20 protein-coding genes are annotated in these 20,272 nt (G+C 37.2%); 10 read left to right on the top strand and 10 right to left on the bottom strand.

Annotation, left to right across the window (positions count from 1 at the left end):
* Positions 1 to 142 precede the first annotated feature (142 nt).
* From cadC to K7887_RS22350, 3 genes are all read left to right on the top strand, one after another.
* Complete coding sequence (gene cadC, locus K7887_RS22360) at positions 143 to 511, top strand: Cd(II)-sensing metalloregulatory transcriptional repressor CadC (RefSeq protein ID WP_223494004.1); 369 nt, start codon at positions 143 to 145, stop codon at positions 509 to 511.
* On the top strand, positions 504 to 2,675 hold the full coding sequence (locus K7887_RS22355) for a heavy metal translocating P-type ATPase (protein WP_223494003.1): 2,172 nt from the start codon (positions 504 to 506) through the stop codon (positions 2,673 to 2,675). The genes cadC and K7887_RS22355 overlap by 8 nt, the downstream gene beginning before the upstream one ends.
* 116 nt (positions 2,676 to 2,791) lie before the next feature.
* Positions 2,792 to 3,460, top strand: a complete 669-nt coding sequence (locus K7887_RS22350) for a CadD family cadmium resistance transporter (RefSeq protein WP_223494002.1) — start codon at positions 2,792 to 2,794, stop codon at positions 3,458 to 3,460.
* 638 nt (positions 3,461 to 4,098) lie between these two features.
* On the opposite strand, the gene K7887_RS22345 is transcribed toward K7887_RS22350, so the two are convergent.
* Genes K7887_RS22345 through K7887_RS22335 form a run of 3 tightly spaced genes read right to left on the bottom strand, consistent with a single transcriptional unit; the run spans position 4,099 to position 6,545 of the window.
* The gene (locus K7887_RS22345) at positions 4,099 to 4,317 is read right to left on the bottom strand and encodes a twin-arginine translocase TatA/TatE family subunit (protein ID WP_223494001.1); all 219 of its coding nucleotides are present in this window, start codon (positions 4,315 to 4,317) and stop codon (positions 4,099 to 4,101) included.
* Between the two features lie 12 nt (positions 4,318 to 4,329).
* Positions 4,330 to 5,499 carry a ZIP family metal transporter gene (locus K7887_RS22340; RefSeq protein ID WP_223494000.1) on the bottom strand — a complete coding sequence of 390 codons (1,170 nt, stop codon included), beginning with the start codon at positions 5,497 to 5,499 and terminating at the stop codon, positions 4,330 to 4,332.
* A 14-nt stretch (positions 5,500 to 5,513) separates the two neighbouring features.
* Positions 5,514 to 6,545 carry a multicopper oxidase domain-containing protein gene (locus tag K7887_RS22335; protein ID WP_223493999.1) on the bottom strand — a complete coding sequence of 344 codons (1,032 nt, stop codon included), beginning with the start codon at positions 6,543 to 6,545 and terminating at the stop codon, positions 5,514 to 5,516.
* A 310-nt stretch (positions 6,546 to 6,855) separates the two neighbouring features.
* On the opposite strand from K7887_RS22335, the gene K7887_RS22330 reads away from it, so the two are divergent.
* Positions 6,856 to 7,554: a ZIP family metal transporter gene (locus K7887_RS22330; RefSeq protein ID WP_223493998.1), complete on the top strand. Its 699-nt coding sequence runs from the start codon at positions 6,856 to 6,858 to the stop codon at positions 7,552 to 7,554.
* Positions 7,555 to 7,637: 83 nt separating this feature from the next.
* Positions 7,638 to 8,555: a cation diffusion facilitator family transporter gene (locus K7887_RS22325; RefSeq protein ID WP_223493997.1), complete on the top strand. Its 918-nt coding sequence runs from the start codon at positions 7,638 to 7,640 to the stop codon at positions 8,553 to 8,555.
* Between the two features lie 62 nt (positions 8,556 to 8,617).
* Here the strand turns inward: K7887_RS22325 and K7887_RS22320 are convergent, their stop codons facing one another.
* Complete coding sequence (locus K7887_RS22320; protein WP_223493996.1) at positions 8,618 to 8,923, bottom strand: ArsR/SmtB family transcription factor; 306 nt, start codon at positions 8,921 to 8,923, stop codon at positions 8,618 to 8,620.
* Positions 8,924 to 9,031: 108 nt separating this feature from the next.
* The gene (locus tag K7887_RS22315; protein WP_223493995.1) at positions 9,032 to 10,078 is read right to left on the bottom strand and encodes a flavin-containing monooxygenase; all 1,047 of its coding nucleotides are present in this window, start codon (positions 10,076 to 10,078) and stop codon (positions 9,032 to 9,034) included.
* A 221-nt stretch (positions 10,079 to 10,299) separates the two neighbouring features.
* Between K7887_RS22315 and K7887_RS22310 the strand changes: the two genes are divergently transcribed.
* Positions 10,300 to 10,860 (top strand): SCO family protein, encoded by a 561-nt coding sequence (locus tag K7887_RS22310; protein ID WP_223494046.1) that lies wholly within the window; start codon positions 10,300 to 10,302, stop codon positions 10,858 to 10,860.
* Positions 10,861 to 10,915: 55 nt separating this feature from the next.
* Here the strand turns inward: K7887_RS22310 and K7887_RS22305 are convergent, their stop codons facing one another.
* The 4 genes from K7887_RS22305 to K7887_RS22290 are packed head-to-tail and all read right to left on the bottom strand — an operon-like array spanning position 10,916 to position 13,661.
* Positions 10,916 to 11,353: a disulfide oxidoreductase gene (locus K7887_RS22305; RefSeq protein WP_223493994.1), complete on the bottom strand. Its 438-nt coding sequence runs from the start codon at positions 11,351 to 11,353 to the stop codon at positions 10,916 to 10,918.
* Positions 11,353 to 12,033: a DsbA family protein gene (locus K7887_RS22300; protein WP_223493993.1), complete on the bottom strand. Its 681-nt coding sequence runs from the start codon at positions 12,031 to 12,033 to the stop codon at positions 11,353 to 11,355. Before K7887_RS22300 ends, K7887_RS22305 begins: the two co-directional genes overlap by 1 nt.
* A 17-nt stretch (positions 12,034 to 12,050) precedes the next feature.
* Positions 12,051 to 13,142 (bottom strand): copper resistance D family protein, encoded by a 1,092-nt coding sequence (locus K7887_RS22295; RefSeq protein WP_223493992.1) that lies wholly within the window; start codon positions 13,140 to 13,142, stop codon positions 12,051 to 12,053.
* Positions 13,143 to 13,145: 3 nt separating this feature from the next.
* Positions 13,146 to 13,661 carry a copper resistance CopC family protein gene (locus K7887_RS22290; RefSeq protein WP_223493991.1) on the bottom strand — a complete coding sequence of 172 codons (516 nt, stop codon included), beginning with the start codon at positions 13,659 to 13,661 and terminating at the stop codon, positions 13,146 to 13,148.
* 163 nt (positions 13,662 to 13,824) lie between these two features.
* Here K7887_RS22290 and K7887_RS22285 point away from each other — a divergent pair, with 163 nt between their 5' ends.
* Complete coding sequence (locus K7887_RS22285; RefSeq protein ID WP_223493990.1) at positions 13,825 to 14,208, top strand: ArsR/SmtB family transcription factor; 384 nt, start codon at positions 13,825 to 13,827, stop codon at positions 14,206 to 14,208.
* A gap of 236 nt (positions 14,209 to 14,444) precedes the next feature.
* Entirely contained in the window at positions 14,445 to 16,826 is a 2,382-nt protein-coding gene (locus K7887_RS22280) for a heavy metal translocating P-type ATPase (RefSeq protein WP_223493989.1), read from the top strand.
* An 846-nt stretch (positions 16,827 to 17,672) separates the two neighbouring features.
* On the opposite strand, the gene K7887_RS22275 is transcribed toward K7887_RS22280, so the two are convergent.
* Entirely contained in the window at positions 17,673 to 18,839 is a 1,167-nt protein-coding gene (locus K7887_RS22275) for a tyrosine-type recombinase/integrase (protein WP_223493988.1), read from the bottom strand.
* A 429-nt stretch (positions 18,840 to 19,268) separates the two neighbouring features.
* Here K7887_RS22275 and K7887_RS22270 point away from each other — a divergent pair, with 429 nt between their 5' ends.
* Both K7887_RS22270 and K7887_RS22265 read left to right on the top strand, forming a co-directional pair.
* Positions 19,269 to 19,859 carry a hypothetical protein gene (locus K7887_RS22270; RefSeq protein ID WP_223493987.1) on the top strand — a complete coding sequence of 197 codons (591 nt, stop codon included), beginning with the start codon at positions 19,269 to 19,271 and terminating at the stop codon, positions 19,857 to 19,859.
* Between the two features lie 5 nt (positions 19,860 to 19,864).
* Positions 19,865 to 20,257 carry a hypothetical protein gene (locus tag K7887_RS22265; protein ID WP_223493986.1) on the top strand — a complete coding sequence of 131 codons (393 nt, stop codon included), beginning with the start codon at positions 19,865 to 19,867 and terminating at the stop codon, positions 20,255 to 20,257.
* The last annotated feature ends 15 nt before the right edge of the window (positions 20,258 to 20,272 follow it).

Here is a 20,272-nt window from a genome sequence, read left to right as displayed (position 1 = left end):
AATCCCTAAAACGTTCGTTAATGGGAATTACTACTATAAAAAATCATTTTATGTTTTTCATTCAAATATTCACTTGAATATTAACCAAGGAAAGGTATATACTATATTCAAGTGAACACTTGAATATTAATGGGGTGATAATGTGAATAAGAAAGATACTTGTGAAATTTTTTGTTATGACGAGGAAAAGGTCAATCGAATACAAGGTGATTTAAAAACAATCGATATTGTTAGTGTTGCCCAAATGTTAAAAGCAATTGCGGATGAAAATAGGGCAAAGATTACCTATGCTTTGTGTCAAGACGAAGAGTTATGTGTGTGTGATATAGCAAATATTATTGGTATTACGGTGGCAAATGCTTCTCATCATTTAAGGACCCTACATAAGCAGGGGATTGTAAGATATAGAAAAGAAGGAAAACTAGCGTTTTATTCGTTAGACGATGAACATATTAGACAAATAATGACGATTGTACTAGAACATAAGAAAGAAGTGAATGTCAATGTCTGATCAAAAGGCAATAACATCTGAACAAGAAAAGAAGGACTATCGTGTACAAGGTTTTACTTGCGCAAACTGCGCGGGTAAATTCGAAAAAAATGTAAAACAGCTATCTGGAGTTGAGGATGCAAAAGTAAATTTTGGTGCATCTAAAATTGCTGTTTATGGTAATGCAACGATAGAAGAACTAGAAAAAGCAGGTGCATTTGAGAATCTCAAAGTGACACCTGAAAAATCTGCTCGCCAAGCATCACAAGAGGTAAAAGAAGATACGAAAGAAGATAAAGTGCCGTTTTATAAGAAGCATAGTGCTCTACTTTATGCTTCCTTATTGATTGCCTTTGGTTATCTTTCCTCGTATGTGAATGGAGAAGAGAACATTGTTACTACCTTATTGTTTTTAGCATCCATGTTTATCGGAGGATTATCACTTTTTAAAGTTGGTTTGCAAAACTTACTACGTTTTGAATTTGATATGAAAACCCTTATGACAGTGGCTGTTATAGGTGGTGCTATTATTGGAGAATGGGCAGAAGTTGCCATTGTTGTTATTCTCTTTGCAATCAGTGAAGCACTTGAGCGATTCTCTATGGATAGAGCAAGACAATCGATTCGTTCATTAATGGATATCGCTCCTAAAGAGGCACTTGTTAGACGTAATGGACAAGAAATAATGATTCATGTTGATGATATTGCTGTTGGGGATATCATGATTGTAAAACCTGGTCAAAAGATTGCGATGGATGGTGTAGTTGTAAGTGGGTACTCTGCCGTTAACCAAGCAGCTATTACAGGTGAATCAGTCCCTGTTGAGAAAACGGTTGATAATGAAGTATTTGCAGGTACCTTAAATGAAGAAGGATTACTTGAAGTAAAAATAACGAAACTTGTAGAAGATACAACAATTTCTAAAATTATTCATCTTGTAGAGGAAGCACAAGGGGAACGTGCTCCTTCGCAAGCATTTGTTGATAAATTCGCAAAATATTACACACCGATCATTATGATCATTGCAGCATTAGTTGCTATAGTCCCTCCATTATTCTTTGATGGCAGTTGGGAAACATGGGTTTATCAAGGATTAGCTGTTCTTGTTGTTGGTTGTCCTTGTGCTTTGGTCATATCGACTCCTATTTCTATTGTTTCAGCGATTGGAAATGCTGCGAAAAAAGGGGTCCTTGTAAAAGGCGGAGTGTATTTAGAAGAAATGGGCGCTTTAAAGGCTATTGCATTCGATAAAACAGGAACATTAACAAAAGGGGTCCCAGCTGTAACTGATTATAATGTGTTAAACAAACAGATAAATGAAAAAGAATTACTATCCATTATTACTGCATTGGAGTATCGTTCTCAGCATCCTCTTGCTTCAGCCATCATGAAAAAAGCAGAAGAAGAAAACATTACTAATTCTGACGTACAGGTAGAGGATTTCTCTTCTATCACAGGAAAGGGTATAAAGGGTATCGTAAACGGGACGACTTATTATATCGGTAGCCCGAAACTCTTTAAGGAATTATTGACTAATGATTTCGATAAAGACTTAGAGCAAAATGTTACTACTCTTCAAAATCAAGGTAAGACAGCCATGATTATTGGAACCGAAAAAGAAATACTTGCAGTTATTGCAGTTGCTGATGAAGTTCGTGAGTCAAGTAAGGAAATTATTCAAAAGTTACATCAACTTGGAATCAAAAAAACAATTATGCTTACTGGTGATAACAAAGGTACTGCGAATGCTATCGGAGGGCAGGTTGGAGTATCTGATATAGAGGCAGAATTAATGCCACAGGACAAATTAGACTTTATTAAACAGTTGAGATCCGAGTATGGCAACGTAGCAATGGTAGGAGATGGGGTCAATGATGCACCTGCATTGGCGGCCTCAACAGTTGGTATTGCAATGGGTGGAGCTGGTACAGACACAGCCTTAGAAACTGCAGACGTCGCTCTAATGGGAGACGATTTAAGAAAACTTCCATTCACTGTAAAACTTAGCCGGAAAACTCTTAATATAATCAAAGCTAACATTACTTTTGCAATTGCTATTAAATTTATTGCCTTACTATTGGTTATCCCAGGTTGGTTAACGCTCTGGATTGCCATTCTTTCCGATATGGGCGCAACCCTTCTAGTAGCACTAAATGGTTTGCGACTAATGAGAGTGAAAGAATAAAGGGAAAAGTGCTAAAAAGGGCTCTTCCAGACAGATGGAAATTCCTTTTCTAAAATGGTCTCATTAATAGTATAACTTCTAAATATAATAAAAAATTAGTTAGAGAGTTGATGTAATTGACTTTAATTTTGACCGTTATTTCTGCAATAGGGGCATTTATAGTTACCAATATTGATGATATTTTTGTTTTGATGCTGCTATTTTCACAGGCAAAAGCACAGGTGAAAACGAGTGAAGGTTTAAAAGGTAACCAGATAGAGAATAAGCATATATCCCCTAAGGATATAATTATTGGACAATATCTAGGTTTTACCTTGTTAGTAGTAGTTAGTCTCTTAGGAACTTTTGGAGTTATGTTAATTCCAGAGAAATGGGTAGGATTACTTGGACTAATTCCAATCTATTTAGGGATTATGTTGTTTATAAAGGGAGAAGATGAGGATGAAAATGCAATTCTTTCAAGTTTAAATTCTGGAAAGTATAATAGTGTCTTTTTAAGTGTAGCATTTATAACATTTGCTAATGGCGGAGATAACATTGGAATATATGTTCCTTTCTTCTCTACTTTAACCATGAACCAACTAGCAGTAACGGTTATTACTTTCTTTATTATGGTTGCAATTTGGTGTTTTATTGGATATCGTTTGACAGCTTTTAAACATGTCTCTGAAACCTTAGAGAATTACGGTAGGTGGATTATACCCATTGTCTTTATTGGTTTAGGAATCTATATCATGGTGGAGAACGAAACTTTCAGTGCCCTTTTGAGTTTAATAAATTATTAAAAAATAATCTTCAAAAGTCGCTCTAGTTAACAGTTGGGACTTTTGGTTTTCTTATTTACAAATAATGGAACCCGCCTTAACCAACTAACTATTGGATAAAAGTAATTGCTTGTCTACCCAGTTGCACCAGCTTCAAAGTCTGCTATTTTTGGCCTTTTTATTCTTTGTGTTTGCTAGTGGGACATTAAAGTAAATATAGCATTGGTCATATCCTGTCACTAATACAGAGTGCAGCTTATGAAGCCCTATTATATTAACTTGCAACACAGGGGCTAACTACCATTTCAATAAAAAAAACTGAGGAGTTACCACAAAGGAACCCTAAAATTGGCAAGTACCAGCATGTTTGGATTGATTATCATGAATAACCAAATGGAAATATGTCTGGATTTATACAGATAATAAAACGACTAGAATAGTTTAATAAGCCGATGATTCCTTAGCGTAGGGAATCATCGGCTTATTTTATGTCGAAATTTGCTTAGCGTGGGTTTTATGTCAAACTGTTGGTGGTACCCCTATATGGAGTCGGTTATTGAGAAGAAGAACGTACTTTTACTTATGACGGTAAGAACGTGCATAGAAAGTATATCTAAATAAAATTTACCAAGGTACAAAAACTAGAGGAGCCACCTTGATTAAGACAGGTGGCTCCTTTGTTTTCTATGAGTGTCAGTACTTTTATGAGTCGGTATCGCGTTGAGGTTTTTTTCATCCTCATCCATGAGGCCTTGTGTTGACTTCTTAAATTCTCTAAGCGTTGTTCCAACAGCTTTACCTAATTCGGGAAGTTTTTTCGGTCCGAAGATAATAAGAGCAGCTGCTCCCACTAATACCCAGCTTCCAGGTCCTAACATAGCTATCCCTCCTTAAAATTTTACGAAAAATGCGGTAAAGTACATGATAAGCATACCAGCAGAGAATGCAGAAAGATTTAACCAAGAGACAGAAGGTTCTTTGAACTTTTTATGGTCTTCGATAAGCATCTTTGTGATAACAAAGATGACTTGCAGGATAGCACCTGCTCCAATTCCTAAGAATAACGCTCCCCAGATTGGTGAGAAGACAAAGCCCCCAAACCAAGTACCCAATATAGCTGGTGCACCTGCGATTAATCCTAAGAGAACGAAGTCCCTAAATCGTGGTTTCGATTTTAGTAACGGTGCTGCGATTCCGATTCCTTCTGTGATGTTATGCAATGTGAATCCGATAATTAAAAAGGTTCCGAGTGCTGCTTCCCCTAGGGCAAAAGAAGATCCGATGGCCAGACCTTCACCGAAGTTATGGAGTCCTATCCCTGTTGCCATGAGTAAGGCAATGGCATAAGGAGAATATCCTTTGGACTCCAGCTTCTTTTGTTGATACTGATCGAAACCAATCAGTAGGAGGAATGTAAGAACTGCTCCGATGATGACCACCATGTTTCCTTGAAATACAGAAGGTGCTTCAGCTCCTATCTCAAACCCATCAGCTAAAGTTCCTACGAATAAAAAGAGCAATAAGCCAACTGTTAATGCTAAAATTGCATTGATCCATTTACGCTTAAAGCGTTTCATGAACGGATACCATAACAATCCTAGTGTGATAGGTACAATTCCTACATAAAATCCTATAAAACCGTAATTCAAAAAGTTTTCCCAAGTGGGCATTGGTGTTAAATTTGCAACAGGAACCTCACCTTCTGTGATGATGCCATTTTCCGTAATCAGTTTTATCAGATGGGGATCTCCTTTTACCCATGGGTAGTTGATCACAATATTACCATCATCAAATCGTTCAAGTGTTTGACTAGGAGAGACAGTGAAATCCCAAACCGAATCATCCACCATAACCTGTGAAATCTTTAATGTTTCAGGTCCCGTGTTGCTCACGTTAAGCTCGAACCCAGAGACTGTTACTTTTATTCTCTCAATGTTTAATACTTCAATTGGAGCAGCAGGATCTTGTTCAACTCCTGCTCCATTTTTTAACACCCAACCAAGTACGCCGACTAACAAAATCAATGGGATAAGTCCAGCAATCAACCATTTAATCTTCATCTTCATCCCTCCTTTTACTCGACCTCAAAGAATCCCATCCAACCCAGTTCAGCGAATTCACTGACATGAGCATGGAACATATATTTCCCTTTGTATGGGAAACGGACTTCAACGATTCCACGTTCACCTTGACATTGCATAATCGTATCGGTGAACTGGGAGGGGTTGTCGTCTCTTCCAGTTGGATAATACGTAAAATAGTTAGCATGAAGATGGAACGAGTTCAATAAATCAAATTCCGTTAGATTGCTCAAATAAATTCGGACGAGTTCATCTTTTTTTATCTTTATTGGATGATTCATAAATGCAAACGCATAGCCGTTCACAGTGTAGAATTCGTTCGCTCCGTCTAAGTCCAAGTCATAAGCGTTCATGACCATGTTAAGCTCTTTCGCTGGTTTTCTAGGTGTCTTAGGATCAATGATAAAATTCCCATAAAGTCCTTTATGAATATGACGAGCCAAAGGGAGTACATGGCAATGATAGACTTGTAGTCCGTAAGGTTTCGCTTCAAATTCATACGTGAAAGATTGACCTGGATAGATTGGTTCTATTCCATCCATTTCAGGTGGGTGGATGCCATGAAAGTGAATGGAGTGTGGATGGCTGCCTTGGTTAATAAAGTTGAATCGCAGCATATCACCTTCTGTACACCGGAAGGTTGGTCCTGGAATGGTTCCATTGTACGTCCATCCAGGAAACTTGATCCCCTTAGCGATTTCGATTTCTTTATCAATTGCAACGACTTCGTATGTTCTGAGAGTTTGACCATTAGGCAGGGTACTCACTTTTCCATAATCAAATTCAGTGAGCAATCGCTCAGCCATCTTATAACCGCTCGTTTTGGAATTATCCGTCATGTTCGCATGATTGGCATGACCATTGTTCTTCTTGTGATTATTGTGAGAAGAAGCGTTGGCTGTTCCTGTATATGGAGCAACCTTGTTTAAAAAATAACTCCCTGCAAGTCCTACGGCTCCAACTGATCCAATCTTCAAAATATCACGACGAGATATTTTTTGCTGTTCTTCCTTTTCCTTATCCATACTTTACCTCCTCTTAAAAAATTGCCTATATGCAACTTTTATGATAAATAACTACATTGAATGCCTATAGGGACTATCCTTTTAATAGAAAATTTAAAGATAATTTCTAATTTATTACTATTTAGGTTTCACCTCACGCTAATAAATTGGTATAAGCTCATAAAGTTTCCTTAGGCCAACTTTAATTTCATAATATGTGCATATGTTCATATTGTCAACCATATAAAATAATAAAGAAATAAATATTTTTGAAACCGAATAGGACAATTTGAAGGTGAATAAACTACTAATTTAGTAAAGGATGGCACTCATGGAGCAATGGACAATTGGAATGTTCTTATTGGTTTGTTTAGGAGTCGGGGGAGGTAGTGCGATAGGAATTTTTTATCTGTTCCAACGATCTGTTTACGGTATCTTTCTACTATGTGGTGCATTATTAATTGGAGTAGTCTGTATAGAGATAATTCCACTAGCTATGAATGAGAGAGATATAGAAAGTTTAGCAGTTGGCAGTATGATTGGGCTGTCTTTATTTATAACACTCCATTTTTTCCTGCACTCTTTCGAGAAAGCAAATCATTCTGTATTGCTTATTTTTCTGGCAATGATTTTACATACCATTCCTTTCAGCCTTACTCTTTGGGCTATCATTCATAAAACTGAAATTTTCACATCGCTTACGATACTGTCCGGAATTCACCATATTCCAGAAGGGTTTGCAATTACCCTAGCACTTTTATCAAAAGGAGAAGCATCTTGGAAATCCCTCCTGTACTATGTACCTTTTGCTCTTCTTTTTATTAGCTTTATGTCATTAGGAATTTTTTTTTCCATAACAGACCGAGTTCAAAGTGTATTAATTGCTATGACTGGCAGTCTTATCTTTTTTACTTCCTTACACGAATTCATTCTTTCTTACTGGAACCGGTTGTCCAGAAAACAGGCATACTTCTTTTTATTGACGGGAATTATTTTAAGTATTACTTTTCATATTATTGTGGAAAAATAATAAAAAATGTATTGATGTTAACAAATAAGATTGTAATAATGTATATATGAACATATATACATATAAAGAAGGGATGATTCTTGATGGGAGCTCATCATAGTCACAGCCATGACCATGGACATCATCATCATGGCAGTAAGAATAAAAAAGCTCTGAAACTTTCGTTCATCATTATTGCCACCTATATGATCGTGGAAGTGATTGGGGGAATACTGACCAACAGTTTGGCCTTATTATCCGATGCAGGACACATGCTAAGTGATGCTGTTGCCTTAGGATTAAGTTATTTGGCGTTAACATTTGGAGAAAAGCAGGCAACACTTTCGAAAACATTTGGATATAAACGGTTCGAAATCCTTGCTGCTTTCATAAATGGTGTCACATTAATAGGCATTTCCGTTTATATATTCTGGGAGGCCTACAAAAGAATTCAAAGCCCTCCTGAAGTGATCAGTGGCGGGATGCTAATTATCTCTGTGTTAGGATTACTTGTGAATATTATAGCTGCATATATTCTAATGAGCGGAGATAAGGACGAAAACTTGAATGTCAGGAGTGCCTTCCTACATGTACTGGGGGATCTCCTTGGATCAGTGGGGGCTATAACGGCGGCTTTACTCATCATGGTTTTTGGATGGAATTTGGCTGATCCGATTGCAAGCGTAATAGTAGCAGTTCTAATAATAATTAGTGGGTATCGCGTAACAAAAGATTCCTTTCACATTCTGATGGAGGGGGCACCAAGCAATATAAATGTGAAGGAGATTAAAGAGTCGTTGCTCCAGATTACGGGAGTAAGAGATGTGCACGACCTGCACGTTTGGTCCATCACATCCGAATTCCCTGCATTAAGTTGTCACATCGTTATCGATGTAGACGTGAATCAGCAGGATATTTTAAAAACAGCACAAACACTTTTACACCATAATTACCATCTTGAGCACACTACCATTCAAATTGATTTGATTGGAGAGAATTGTGAAGGGGATCTTTGCAACTGATTCATAAAAAATAAACGCTCGAATTGGGAGCGTTTATTTTTTATGGAGTTACACACTCCAAATTAACTATGTTTGGTATGTTGTATGGTCTGCTGCAATATGTCAATGACATGTTGATCATCATGCGAGTAATAAATAGTTGTTCCTTCTCTGCGGAATTTCACCAATCGCAGACTCTTCAGTAAGCGGAGTTGGTGTGATACTGTGGACTGCAAGAGGCCTAAGTTCTCTGCGATATCGTTAACCGAAAACTCTCCATCAAAAAGCAGGTGAAGGATTCTCAGTCTTGTAGGGTCCGATAGTGCCTTGAATGTCTGAGAAACCATGTTCAATGTTTCTGAATCTAATTCAATGTTGCTCTTATTCATAACATAAACTCCTTCAAGTTAATACCTTTATTATATATGATTGTACTGGGAAATACATAGAATCGGAAATTATTGTTATGTAATAAGAGATGAGAAAAAATTGAAGGATTAGTTATTTTCTAATATTTTTTGATGAATAAAACCGGCATCACTTCCAACACCAAGTAACAAAGCGGAACCGCGTTGGGACTGCCAAGGCATTCCTAGGAAGAAAAGCCCCTTAATACTTGTAACTCCCCTTTCATGTAACGGCCACTCTTTTTCTTGGATAATGTTAGGCATATCTATCCAGGAATAATCCGGGGTATATCCTGTAGCCCATATAATATTATCTGGATTAAGGGTAGTTTGATCAGCAAAGAGAATGGTTTGATCAGTTGCCCCAACGCTTCTTTTCTTAATAGTGATTTTCCCTTCTGCAACTGCATCATTTAACTCTGTACCAAAAATGACATCGCCTCTTTTTCGAAAGGCTTTTCCAACTAGCGTATTTTTATCTGCTCGAAGAATTTTGGTGCGATCTAGCCACCAAAAGATGCTTTTATTCGCAATGGTTAAGGGTAAGTGAGTTAGACTTTTACTTACAGAAAGGTATGTGTCATAGCCTTGGTTTGCAATTTCTATTGCAATTTGTGCACCTGAATTTCCTCCACCTACTACCAACACAGAACCTGATGCCAATTGGGAGGGGTTACGATATTCAGAGGAATGCATCTGGTTTATGGTAGTGGATAGTGTTTTAGCAATGGTAGGAATACTGGGAGTATGGAAAGGCCCAGTGCATACTATAACGTTTCTTGCCCTAAGTGTAGAACCATTGGTCTCCACAACAAAAAGCTCCATTTCTTTCGTTAGTTTTTTCACTTGAGTGTTTAGCTGGATTGGAAGCTGGTAGTGGGCAGCATAACTCTCTAGATACATGGAAATTTCCTCTTTTGTAGGAAATTGGCTGGGACATCCTTCTACTCCCATGCCGGGTAAAGAGCTGTACGACTTTGGGGTAAATAGCACAAGGGAATCGTATCTTTTTCTCCAGGATTCCCCGATTCGAGAATGTTCATCTAGGAGTAAAAAGGATAGCGAAGTCTTCTTTAAATAATAACCCATGGATAAGCCTGCTTGGCCAGCTCCAATTACTAAAGCATCATAAATCATAATAAAGACCACCTTTATATATGCACATATACTCATATTTTAATATTTATAAAGACTGAGAGCAATGAATTTTTGAATATATTTCGCTATTCAAGAAATTTCTATGAACAAAGTTTAGGTAATCTTTCTTTCTTCTTCGGAGCATGATACGATTCCGTTGTTGTTACTTATTTTACAGTAAAGGATGAAACAGATTGCGAAACAAATCTACTTTTTTAGGAATGCTTAGCGTCCTTTTATTAATTCTTTCTTCATGTGGTTTTGGTAGTGGAAAGATTCCGGACCAGACAAATTGGAAACTAGAGGAGTTCTCCGCTGTCAATCAGGACGAAAAAGAGTACAGTTTAGAAGACATAAAAGGGAATGTTACTATTGCATCTTTTATCTTTACAAGCTGCACGACAGTTTGTTCCCCGATGACAGCAAATATGTCTAAACTGCAAAAGAAAACAGAAGAAGAAGGCTTGGATGTCCAATATCTCTCGTTTTCAGTAGATCCTGAGGTAGATACTCCAGAAGTGCTGAAAGAGTTTGGCAGCCGTTTTGATATCAATTATTCGAATTGGAATTTTGTTACGGGCTACACACAACAAGAAATAGAAGCGTTTGGACAGAAGAATTTTAAAACAATAGTAGCCAAGCCTAAAGGGGGAGGAGAAGTTGTACATGGTACGAGCTTCTATCTCATTAACCAGGAGGGAGTTATTATCAAGAGTTATGACGGTTTAGATGTGCCTTTTGAGGAAGTCATCGAGCATGTAAAGATTGTGAATGAGAACTAGTTACATTGAAAAAGACACTTGCCAAAATGCTGCAAGTGTCTTTCTTAGTCTTCCTTTATTTTTGTTTCCTTTGTTTCATACTCAATAGAGCGAGTAAAAGAATAATTAATGAAAAGGCAGTTAATGCAAGGAATGGTATCGTAACGAATCCAAACCAATTAATATATTGTGCATTACAGGGAACGCCATTGACACACGGTTTAATCTCCGCAAATCCAGGAACCTTTTGAATTAAATAGTGATACAGCGAAATGCACCAACCTATTACGGCCATCGGCAGAGCAAATTTCTTGCCGGAGCTATCATTCTGGAAGGTTGAAATCCCAAGGATAAGGGCCATTGGATACATCAGAATCCGCTGGTACCAGCATAATTCACATGGTATAAAGCCTCGTATTTCACTGAAATACAGGCTTCCTAGCGTAGCGACTGTGGCAACTACCCAAGCCAAATATAGATAGATCTGGCCAGATGCCTCTTCGACCTTTTTCATTATTCATCACCTTCAAGCTCAGACTCAATTAACGATTGGATTTTATCATAGTCAAATGGGTCAGCCAACACTTTATCATTCACCATGATGGTTGGAGTCTGACTGATTTTAAACTCTTCGGTAAGATCATTATCATGTGTTACAGCATCTATAATTTCCTGGCTTTTCAGATCAGTTTTAAATTGTTCCATATCTATATCAGGTAGTTCACTAGCCACTTCCATCACCTTATCTGTTGTAATCCATAATCCATCGTGATTTGCTGAAGGCTGTGCATCGAAAAGCTTTTTATGAAACTCCCAATATTCATCTGGGTTCTGTTTTCTGATTGCTTCAGCAGCAGCTGCTCCTAATGCGGACTCTTCGCCATGAAAAAGAACATTAATATAAGCGAATTTAACTTTTCCGGAATCTACATAATCATTGATAAGTTGAGGGTAAATATTTTCCCCCCATGCTTTGCAAGCAGGACATTTAAAGTCCCCGAACTCTACAATTGTAACTGGTGCATCCTCTTCGCCAAGAACGGGTTGCCCTTCGATGGATGGGGTGTTATCCAAAGATTTTCCGTCATTGTCATTATCTTGGTTTGTAATGATTACAAGAGCCGCAATAATTCCAATGATAAGTAGCGTTACGATAACTATTAACTTGAATGGTGATTTATTGTTTTTGGACATGTTAATTTCTCCTTTTCCTACTGAATACTAACTAAAATGGTAAGATAACTGGATATAGTTAAAAACACTCCCAGTATAAACGTCAGTAATGGACCAGCCTTTTTCATGAATGAGTATATCATCAAGGCGAAAAAAGTCGTCGCACAAATTAACAACAAGACACTTGTTAAGGACATTTCTAAACCTAGTACCATGTTCTCCGTGTACTTACCTTGATAAAAATAGGTAAACAATGTTGAAACTGTATCCTTTGTAATATCTGTTTCGTGGGGTGGAGATTGTTGTCCTAATGCGGCAGTTGCAGCAAAAATAAAGCCGATGATGATTCCTTCAGCTTTTGTCCATGGTCTTGGATCAAAAGCTGATTGTTTTCTTAAGGTATTTTTTATAAATATGCCATTAATAAAAGCGTATGCTAACAATGGTAAGACCAAGATGTGCTTTAAAAGTAGGGTTTGTCCATATGTCAGCATCCAGGAGTTCGTATAGAACTCGTAATCTATTACAAAGTTCATTAGATAAAGCCCAGAGAGAATCGTCACACTTAAACAAAGGATAGATAATGGTGTGTACCATTTTAAGAATGAAAGCCAGTTAGCATAATTAGTGGACTTCCAGCCTACAACAAACAATATACCTACCCAAACCGTTACGGCTGTAAAATGGGTGGAGTGGGTGAGAAAACCAGTTATGGGGTCATAGGAACTGGCATGACTTGCATAACCCAGAGCAAGTATCAATACAAGGGTAAAAGCAATTCCTATAAAAGAAAAAAGTGCACGCTTTCGAATATCGAACCACACAATAAAGATAAAGAGAAAGGTAGCTATAAAATAAGTGATGACCCAGGCTTTCCCTACTTCAAACGTAAATAGAACACTCTGTAAGGTGTTCCATATTCCAATATCTTTATAGAGATAGAGAACCAGAATTGCCACTGGGGTAAAAGATAGAATCGCAATCCCGCCAGTAGCAAGTAGCATGACGTTCCTTGGAACGTAAATAGATGGACGGTATCGTTCAGGCACCGCATAAAGAATGAAACTTCCCATTAGGATCGAGAAGCACAAATAAAGAATGGTTTCACTTATTACTCCTAAGAAAAACATTGATTATATTTTCCTCCTCAAGAACCACCAGAGGCTAACAAGTATCGTAATGGAGAATATACCCACGATAGATGGGAGGATATAGGAAGGCAAAGTATTATGCTCAATCCCTTCAATACTGCGATCCACTTCTTCAGAATGATTATCTTCCTGTTGCTCAGTTACTGTTTCGTCACTACTTACAGAAAAAGTAACCTCTCCTTCAATCGGATGTCCGTCAGCTCCAATTATTTTCCACAGTACTTGATAGTCGCCAGCTTCCAATGGCTGACTCAGTATCCCCTTCATTTGCTGCCCGCTAATTTCCACTTCTACAGGAACTTCTGTTTCTTTTGGATCGAGGACTGTCAATGTGCTATTAGCTTCTACTTTTGTTTCAAAATTAAGGATGACCTCTTGCAACTCATCACTTACTGTGTCTCCTTGAACAGGATCGGAACTTTCCAGACCTGTATGAGCTGAAACTTGATTAAAGGAAAAAATCGATAAGATGATCGTCAGGATAATTGCTTTGTTCATAAGGATGCCTCCAATATTATTCTTTATCGGATTCATTCTAACAAAGTAAGAACATTTATTCAAAAGGGTATTTGAATAAAGTTTTGACAATATTAAAAACATGGCATAACATAATCTTAGAACTAATAATCAAATGAACGTTTGAATAGGAGTGGGGAAACACATGTCAGAAAAATTGATTCAAACTGCTGAAAAGGACACTTGTGAAACTTTTTGCTTTGATGAACCAAAGGTTAATACCCTAAAAAATAGAGTAGAAGAAGTAAACGGAGTGGAGTTGATTTTTAAAGCACTCTCCGATTCCACCAGAATAAAGATTGCTTATGCTTTAACTTTGGAGAAAGAATTGTGCGTTTGTGATGTGGCGAATATCATTGGATCTTCCACTGCCACTGCGTCCCATCATCTGAGATTGTTAAGGAGTATGAACCTGGCGAAGTATCGTAAAGAAGGAAAATTAGTGTTTTATTCATTGGCTGATGATCATATTCACCAATTAGTATCTATTGCATTAATACATTACAAAGAAGAAGTGGTCAAGGAATAGAGAGTATTCCATACTTAGATATGGATGACAACAGGAATACCGGACGAAGGGTGAGAATTATGTCAACAGATCAACCAAAATCAAATAGTTGTTGTTCCAAGAATGATAGTATGCAAGATTCCTCCTCTTCCATTCCTCTTTTGCAGGGGAATTTGGAAAAGGACTCATGCTGCAGTAATACAACACATCACAATGAAAATGTCCATCCTGCCTCATGCTGTAAGGAGGAAGAAAGAATGGATGATGATAAAAAGGTTTCAGCTTGTTGTAGCGGAAAATCAGACAATTCCCTGGTCGAACATCTTTCAGCTACACCAAATGTAGTCGAGAAACTGCAGTATGAAGTCAAAGGGATGGACTGTCCCTCTTGTGCAGCCACAATCGAGAAAAGTATTTCCAAAATAGAAGGCGTGAACAAGGTAAATGTCAACTACAGTGCAGGTAAGATGCAGGTGGAAACCGGGGTATCTTCTCTAAACGGGAAAATTGAAAAACAAGTAAAAAACCTGGGATTTCATGTTGTATCGTATCAAGCTTCCAAACAAGTTCATACCTTTCAAGTAGAAGGGATGGATTGCGGTGCATGTGCAGCAACCATCGAAAAACACCTTAGCTTGAATCCAGCGATTAAGGACGTTCGAGTGAATTTTTCAACTGGGAAAATGCATGTTGTACACGAGACAAATAATCAAGAGATTATGAAAGAGGTAAAAAGGGCTGGATTCGTTGCTTCCCCTATTTCCAAAGATGGTTCCACTCCAAATAAAAAAAGAAAAGAAGTGCCTTTAACAGCTATTTCAGGAGGATTTTTAGCAGTTGGTTTTTTTGGTACCTATGCAGGATTCTATCCCATTCTTGTCACTCTTTTATATGCAGCGGCAATTGTTGTAGGTGGATTCAAACCGATCAGAAGTGCTTACTATGCAATCAAAAGTCGTTCCCTGGATATGAATGTTCTCATGTCTGCCGCAGCAATCGGAGCTGCTCTAATTGGAGAATGGTTCGAAGGGGCTACAGTAGTGTGGCTATTCGCATTAGGGAATACACTTCAAAATAAGTCCATTGAGCGTACTAGAGAATCTATTCGTAGTTTAATGGATTTGGCACCATCAGAAGCAGTGGTAAAAAAAGGGAATCAATTATTAAAAGTCCCTGTTGATGACGTTTCAGTAGGAGACATTATTATCGTTAAGCCTGGCGAGAAAATCCCCTTGGATGGGGATGTTGTTTCCGGCATTTCCACTGTAAATCAGGCTCCGATTACTGGCGAGTCCATTCCGGTTGATAAAGAAGTTGGAGACCCCGTTTTTGCTGGAACGGTAAACGAAAGTGGATCATTGGAAGTCAGAATAACTAAGCTTGTGGAAGATACAGCAATCGCTAAAATCATTCATCTTGTGGAAGAAGCACAGGAAAAGAAAGCCCCTACCCAAGCATTTGTAGACCGGTTTGCAAGCATCTATACCCCGATAGTTTTTATAATAGCATTACTAATCATAATAGGACCACCTTTACTTGGAATCGGAACATGGTCTGAATGGACCTATAAAGGATTAGCATTGCTTGTTGTTGCATGTCCTTGTGCTCTCGTGATTTCTACACCGGTTGCGATTGTTTCTGCTATTGGAAATGCTGCTAAAAATGGTGTTTTAATTAAAGGAGGTACCTTCCTTGAAAAAGCTGGAGCCATTAATGCCATAGCCTTTGACAAAACAGGTACGTTAACGGAAGGAAAACCAAAAGTTTCTCAGGTCTTACCTTTAAACAGTACAGAGGAAAATCTGCTTGCAATAGCACGTACAATTGAAGAGCATTCCAACCACCCTATTGCGAAAGCTATCACCACTTACGCTGCAGAGAAAGGAATTCAAGTACTAAATGGGGAAACTTTCAAAACACTCGTAGGCAAAGGTGCTCAAGCTACCATTAATGGTCAAGAGTATTTTGTGGGGAATCCAAAATTGTATGAAGAATTTAATTTATCCCTTTCCGAACTAGAAAAACAAATCAAGCAATTACAGCATGAAGGAAACACGCTGATTCTTATTGGTACACGTACCGAAGTGCTCGGTATTATCGCGGTTTCAGATGCAATCAGAACCATCACTGTTCAAGCTATCGATAAGCTAAAACAAGTTGGGATTGATGAAATGGTGATGCTAACAGGGGATAATGAAGGAACCGCAAAGAAAATCGCATCCCAAACAGGGGTGAATCGCTATTTTGCAGAATTGATGCCTGAAGATAAAGTGGAAGCTGTGAAGAAACTTCAGCTTGAAGGGAAACGAGTAGCCATGGTGGGAGATGGAATCAATGATGCTCCCGCCCTAGCCACAGCTGATTTAGGTATTGCCATGGGTGGAGCCGGTACGGATACTGCCATGGAAACAGCGGATATTGTGTTGATGGCTGATAATCTTGAGAAACTTCCTCATACTATACGATTGAGTAGAAAAGCGTTGACCATTATCAAACAAAATGTGTGGTTTTCTCTACTTACAAAGCTAGTGGCATTGTTACTGATTTTTACTGGTGATTTAACTTTATGGATGGCAGTCCTAAGTGATACAGGGGCAGCATTAATTGTAATAATTAATAGTATGAGGTTGCTAAGATAAAATATATTGAAGGAAGGGAGCTCTCCCTTCCTTCAATATATTTTTTTCTATAGAAATGTAACTATCTCAAGATTAACTAATTCTAAAGTTAATTTTACATGTTATTAGTTTCAGTATTGCCAAGTCGCATTAAACCTTACAGTTAGCCGAGCGGGTGCTTTTTTAAAATATAGCGCGCGAACCTAGAACAAGGAATGGGGCTCAAATAATAATACTTATTGTAGGGATTTTTGGGTTATGAAATAATTATCATTAAGAAATCGTACATACAATGGGTAGGATATATTAGGTATATAGTATGGTGGTAATAGCATCCCATTCTTGCAAATAAAAGAACTGGAGCTGATCGCCCCTCCGGAAGATCCGTTTGTGTATGAAGATGAGGATCATGGCCATTGATTTTATTCGACTTGGAGGTGGGGACTAACCCCGACTTATCAGTCGAGTAGCCAATGGGATTTTCACCCATAGCCTTTCACAGAACTATATGTGAACCTCTCGATCCATACAGCTCTTTATGAAATAATTGGAATTAAACAACCAAGCAGCTTTAATTTAAGGTCATAGTACAAGTTATCTCAAATTCAAGTCTTCCGCAAAACCAGCTAATAGTAGGTAACTGCTTATTCAAGAATCGGGCGCTTTAATGGAATAAGGATCACAGAAAAAGCGTGTTTTGATCAATCTTTTTTCAAAACACGCTTTTTCTATTTGCTATTTTATCAAGGTTTATAGAGTTAATTTAATTAAACTTTATTTCAATGCTACACTAATTCAACATTCTAATCGTAGAATCATGAATTTTAGTTCGGATTTTCTTTGGTTAAATTCTTTTGTCCCAGCCTCTTATATGAAGTCCTTTAATTCGCCATTCTTCCATTGATGTACTGAATTTCTTTCCTGGGCAAAAACCTTTGCTAAATAAATCTCGGTGGTAGTTGAAATGTTCTCATGCCCCAAACTTCTACTGATATCTAAAATATTTGCCCCGCTATAATGAGAGATAATAGCAAAAGCATGTCTAAATGTGTGAGGACCAATCGGACTTTCCCTATTTTTTAAAATTTCTAATGGTATCCTGGCAATTGCATTTTTTAAATAGGTAGAGAAATAGGAATTAGTATATGGTCTTCCTGTGTTGGTAGTGAACAGGTAGCTTTCATCTGATATGCTTAACTTCGTATCAAGGTCTCTCATCTTTCTAAATTCTAATATGCTTTGATAAACTTTTGGCTTAATTACGCAAGTTCTATTTTTATTTCCTTTACCATTTACATCAATATAATAGTCTCCCGTAGAAAAATTACGTTTAAGATCTCTCACTTTCAGCTGACAAAACTCACTATTTCTAATACCAGTAGTAACTAAAACATGAATTATACCGAAGAGAATTGAGTGATTTTCAGCCTTGAGAAATTCTAGCAGTTTTAAAACTTCAGTGGGGCTAAGGTCTTTATTAGGAAGATCCTCTTTTTTTACTGTTGCTGCCTTTAACCCTCCTATTATATTTTTCTGGATATACCCTACATCATATAAAAAGCGTAGAAATCCCTTTATTATAGTAGTTTTCTTGGCCAATGTAGTAGCAGTGAATTTTTCCTTTTTATATAAAACCATGGGGGCTTCGTACACCAGCCAATTTTGATACTTTTCTAATTGATCTTCTTCTAATCCTTTAAATAAAGAGCCATCTCTCATTTCAATATCTAAGGAAATTTCAAGATTATAATCAACCAGGTGTTTTGAGAAGTGTAAAAGCTCTCTCAGATATTCCACTTTGGTTCTTTCGCTTTTATTTTTTAAATCATCAATGTTTTTTTGATTATGAACGTAGTAATAGATCATTTCTATGTCATTAAAATCATGAAACCTCTCGTATCCAAACTTTTTATTATACTGTCGCCTAAGCACAAGTTTTTTATAGTGACGATTATCCATTAGGTTGGATATTAATATAGGTATGGCGGGAAGAGTGGTTGAATTCGTTAAATTTGGTAAGTGACGAGTAATCATTTAGAGTTCACTCCTTGTTTGCTTCAATCTTACTAGATGGTGAAATGTAGCAACATTAATCTTCACGGATGAGAATAGTACAAGGTGAGACTGAGGTGAATTCACCTCAGTTTTTTTTGAGATAACGTGAAGTAACCAATGTTATTAATAACTTATTATTCAATATAGATGTTTTTATAATTATTAATATACATATATTAATAATAATTTAAATCCTATTTATATGCCATATATATAAAATAATAGAATATTAGTTTAGATAATCCTACTACAATTTATATTACTACTTATAACTTAATATACATATATTACTTTTAATATTGTAATCCTATGTTAAATAACTTATAATGAAATTATTAGATAAGTTGGTAAATTTATCTATGATACTTCAATCCTTAGAAAAAACTTTTAGAAAGGGTGTTTATGGAAATGAGTAAAAAAGTAACAAAAACGGTACGCCTAGATTTTAAGCCAGTTCAGGTGACCTTGGAGGTTAATAACAATACTCCTACAGAACAACTGCTTCGATTAGCGGAAGAAGCAGTTATTCAGCAGATCAAGCAGAAAAGGACTGGATATTCTTACAGCGTGGAAGAAGGAGCTGCTTTATCACTGAATGAGGCAAAACCTGGTTTATTGGTTAGAAGGAAGGACACCGGGGAACTTGCTGTTATCTATGATGTTAAACCAAGGAATAAGTATCCTATAGGAATCGTTATGAAAGGCATTAGAAGGTTAAAAGTAATGCCAATAGCATTAGAGAAAGTGAATGAAGAGGAATTAATAGAGAAAGCGGTGTTTGGAAGGGAGCATATTGTAGCTGAAGATGCTGTCAACTGGTATGAAGGGCATACGGGGTACCTTAAGAACCAAAAAGAATTTATTCCAGTTGTTATAAACAAAAGGACAAACTCTAAAATGGATGTCTATCCACTAACCATTCATACTGATAAGAATGTTACATTTTATCCTTTAAAACCAGACAATTATTCTTTACTAAAGAATCAAAGAGAGGAGTAGTATTTATGGCAACTTATGATGAGAACAATATTTTAGCCACAGTAAAATACAATGGAAAAAATGTACCTATCTATCAAGCTACTGTAAGCAAACACTGGTCGCTACAGGGAGCGTTAATCGAATGGAAGGCTAAAGGCGCTTCAAAACCCGAACGTCGTGAACTAATAGGTATCGGTTTTGCATTCCATGAGAAACTAAGTAAATTTGTAGTTACAAAAAGGGCTGATAAAGAAATTAAGAGCGCAATGAGATTAGTTCGGCACCTTAAAGACAGATACCAAGAAGAGCTGAACATATCCAATTTGGAGCAACCATTCTGCTTAAATTTAGATTCACATGATTTTGATTATGTTAGGTTTATTAGACCAAACGGTAGAGAGGTAACAGTAGCAATATAAGTATATATAATAGAA

Source organism: Sutcliffiella horikoshii (genome assembly GCF_019931755.1).
GTDB lineage: Bacteria > Bacillota > Bacilli > Bacillales > Bacillaceae_I > Sutcliffiella_A > Sutcliffiella_A horikoshii_E.
Note: the sequence above shows the minus strand (reverse complement) of the source record. Positions and strands in the feature narration are given on the sequence as shown.

Excerpts from the sequence above, each read along its gene's own strand:
- K7887_RS22355 (WP_223494003.1), top strand. The coding sequence starts at position 504 with ATGTCTGATCAAAAGGCAATAACATCTGAACAAGAAAAGAAGGACTAT.
- K7887_RS22345 (WP_223494001.1), bottom strand. The coding sequence starts at position 4,317 with ATGTTAGGACCTGGAAGCTGGGTATTAGTGGGAGCAGCTGCTCTTATT.
- K7887_RS22340 (WP_223494000.1), bottom strand. The coding sequence starts at position 5,499 with ATGAAGATTAAATGGTTGATTGCTGGACTTATCCCATTGATTTTGTTA.
- K7887_RS22335 (WP_223493999.1), bottom strand. The coding sequence starts at position 6,545 with ATGGATAAGGAAAAGGAAGAACAGCAAAAAATATCTCGTCGTGATATT.
- K7887_RS22330 (WP_223493998.1), top strand. The coding sequence starts at position 6,856 with ATGGAGCAATGGACAATTGGAATGTTCTTATTGGTTTGTTTAGGAGTC.
- K7887_RS22325 (WP_223493997.1), top strand. The coding sequence starts at position 7,638 with ATGGGAGCTCATCATAGTCACAGCCATGACCATGGACATCATCATCAT.
- K7887_RS22320 (WP_223493996.1), bottom strand. The coding sequence starts at position 8,923 with ATGAATAAGAGCAACATTGAATTAGATTCAGAAACATTGAACATGGTT.
- K7887_RS22315 (WP_223493995.1), bottom strand. The coding sequence starts at position 10,078 with ATGATTTATGATGCTTTAGTAATTGGAGCTGGCCAAGCAGGCTTATCC.
- K7887_RS22310 (WP_223494046.1), top strand. The coding sequence starts at position 10,300 with ATGCTTAGCGTCCTTTTATTAATTCTTTCTTCATGTGGTTTTGGTAGT.
- K7887_RS22305 (WP_223493994.1), bottom strand. The coding sequence starts at position 11,353 with ATGAAAAAGGTCGAAGAGGCATCTGGCCAGATCTATCTATATTTGGCT.
- K7887_RS22300 (WP_223493993.1), bottom strand. The coding sequence starts at position 12,033 with ATGTCCAAAAACAATAAATCACCATTCAAGTTAATAGTTATCGTAACG.
- K7887_RS22295 (WP_223493992.1), bottom strand. The coding sequence starts at position 13,142 with ATGTTTTTCTTAGGAGTAATAAGTGAAACCATTCTTTATTTGTGCTTC.
- K7887_RS22290 (WP_223493991.1), bottom strand. The coding sequence starts at position 13,661 with ATGAACAAAGCAATTATCCTGACGATCATCTTATCGATTTTTTCCTTT.
- K7887_RS22285 (WP_223493990.1), top strand. The coding sequence starts at position 13,825 with ATGTCAGAAAAATTGATTCAAACTGCTGAAAAGGACACTTGTGAAACT.
- K7887_RS22280 (WP_223493989.1), top strand. The coding sequence starts at position 14,445 with ATGGATGATGATAAAAAGGTTTCAGCTTGTTGTAGCGGAAAATCAGAC.
- K7887_RS22275 (WP_223493988.1), bottom strand. The coding sequence starts at position 18,839 with ATGATTACTCGTCACTTACCAAATTTAACGAATTCAACCACTCTTCCC.
- K7887_RS22270 (WP_223493987.1), top strand. The coding sequence starts at position 19,269 with ATGAGTAAAAAAGTAACAAAAACGGTACGCCTAGATTTTAAGCCAGTT.
- K7887_RS22265 (WP_223493986.1), top strand. The coding sequence starts at position 19,865 with ATGGCAACTTATGATGAGAACAATATTTTAGCCACAGTAAAATACAAT.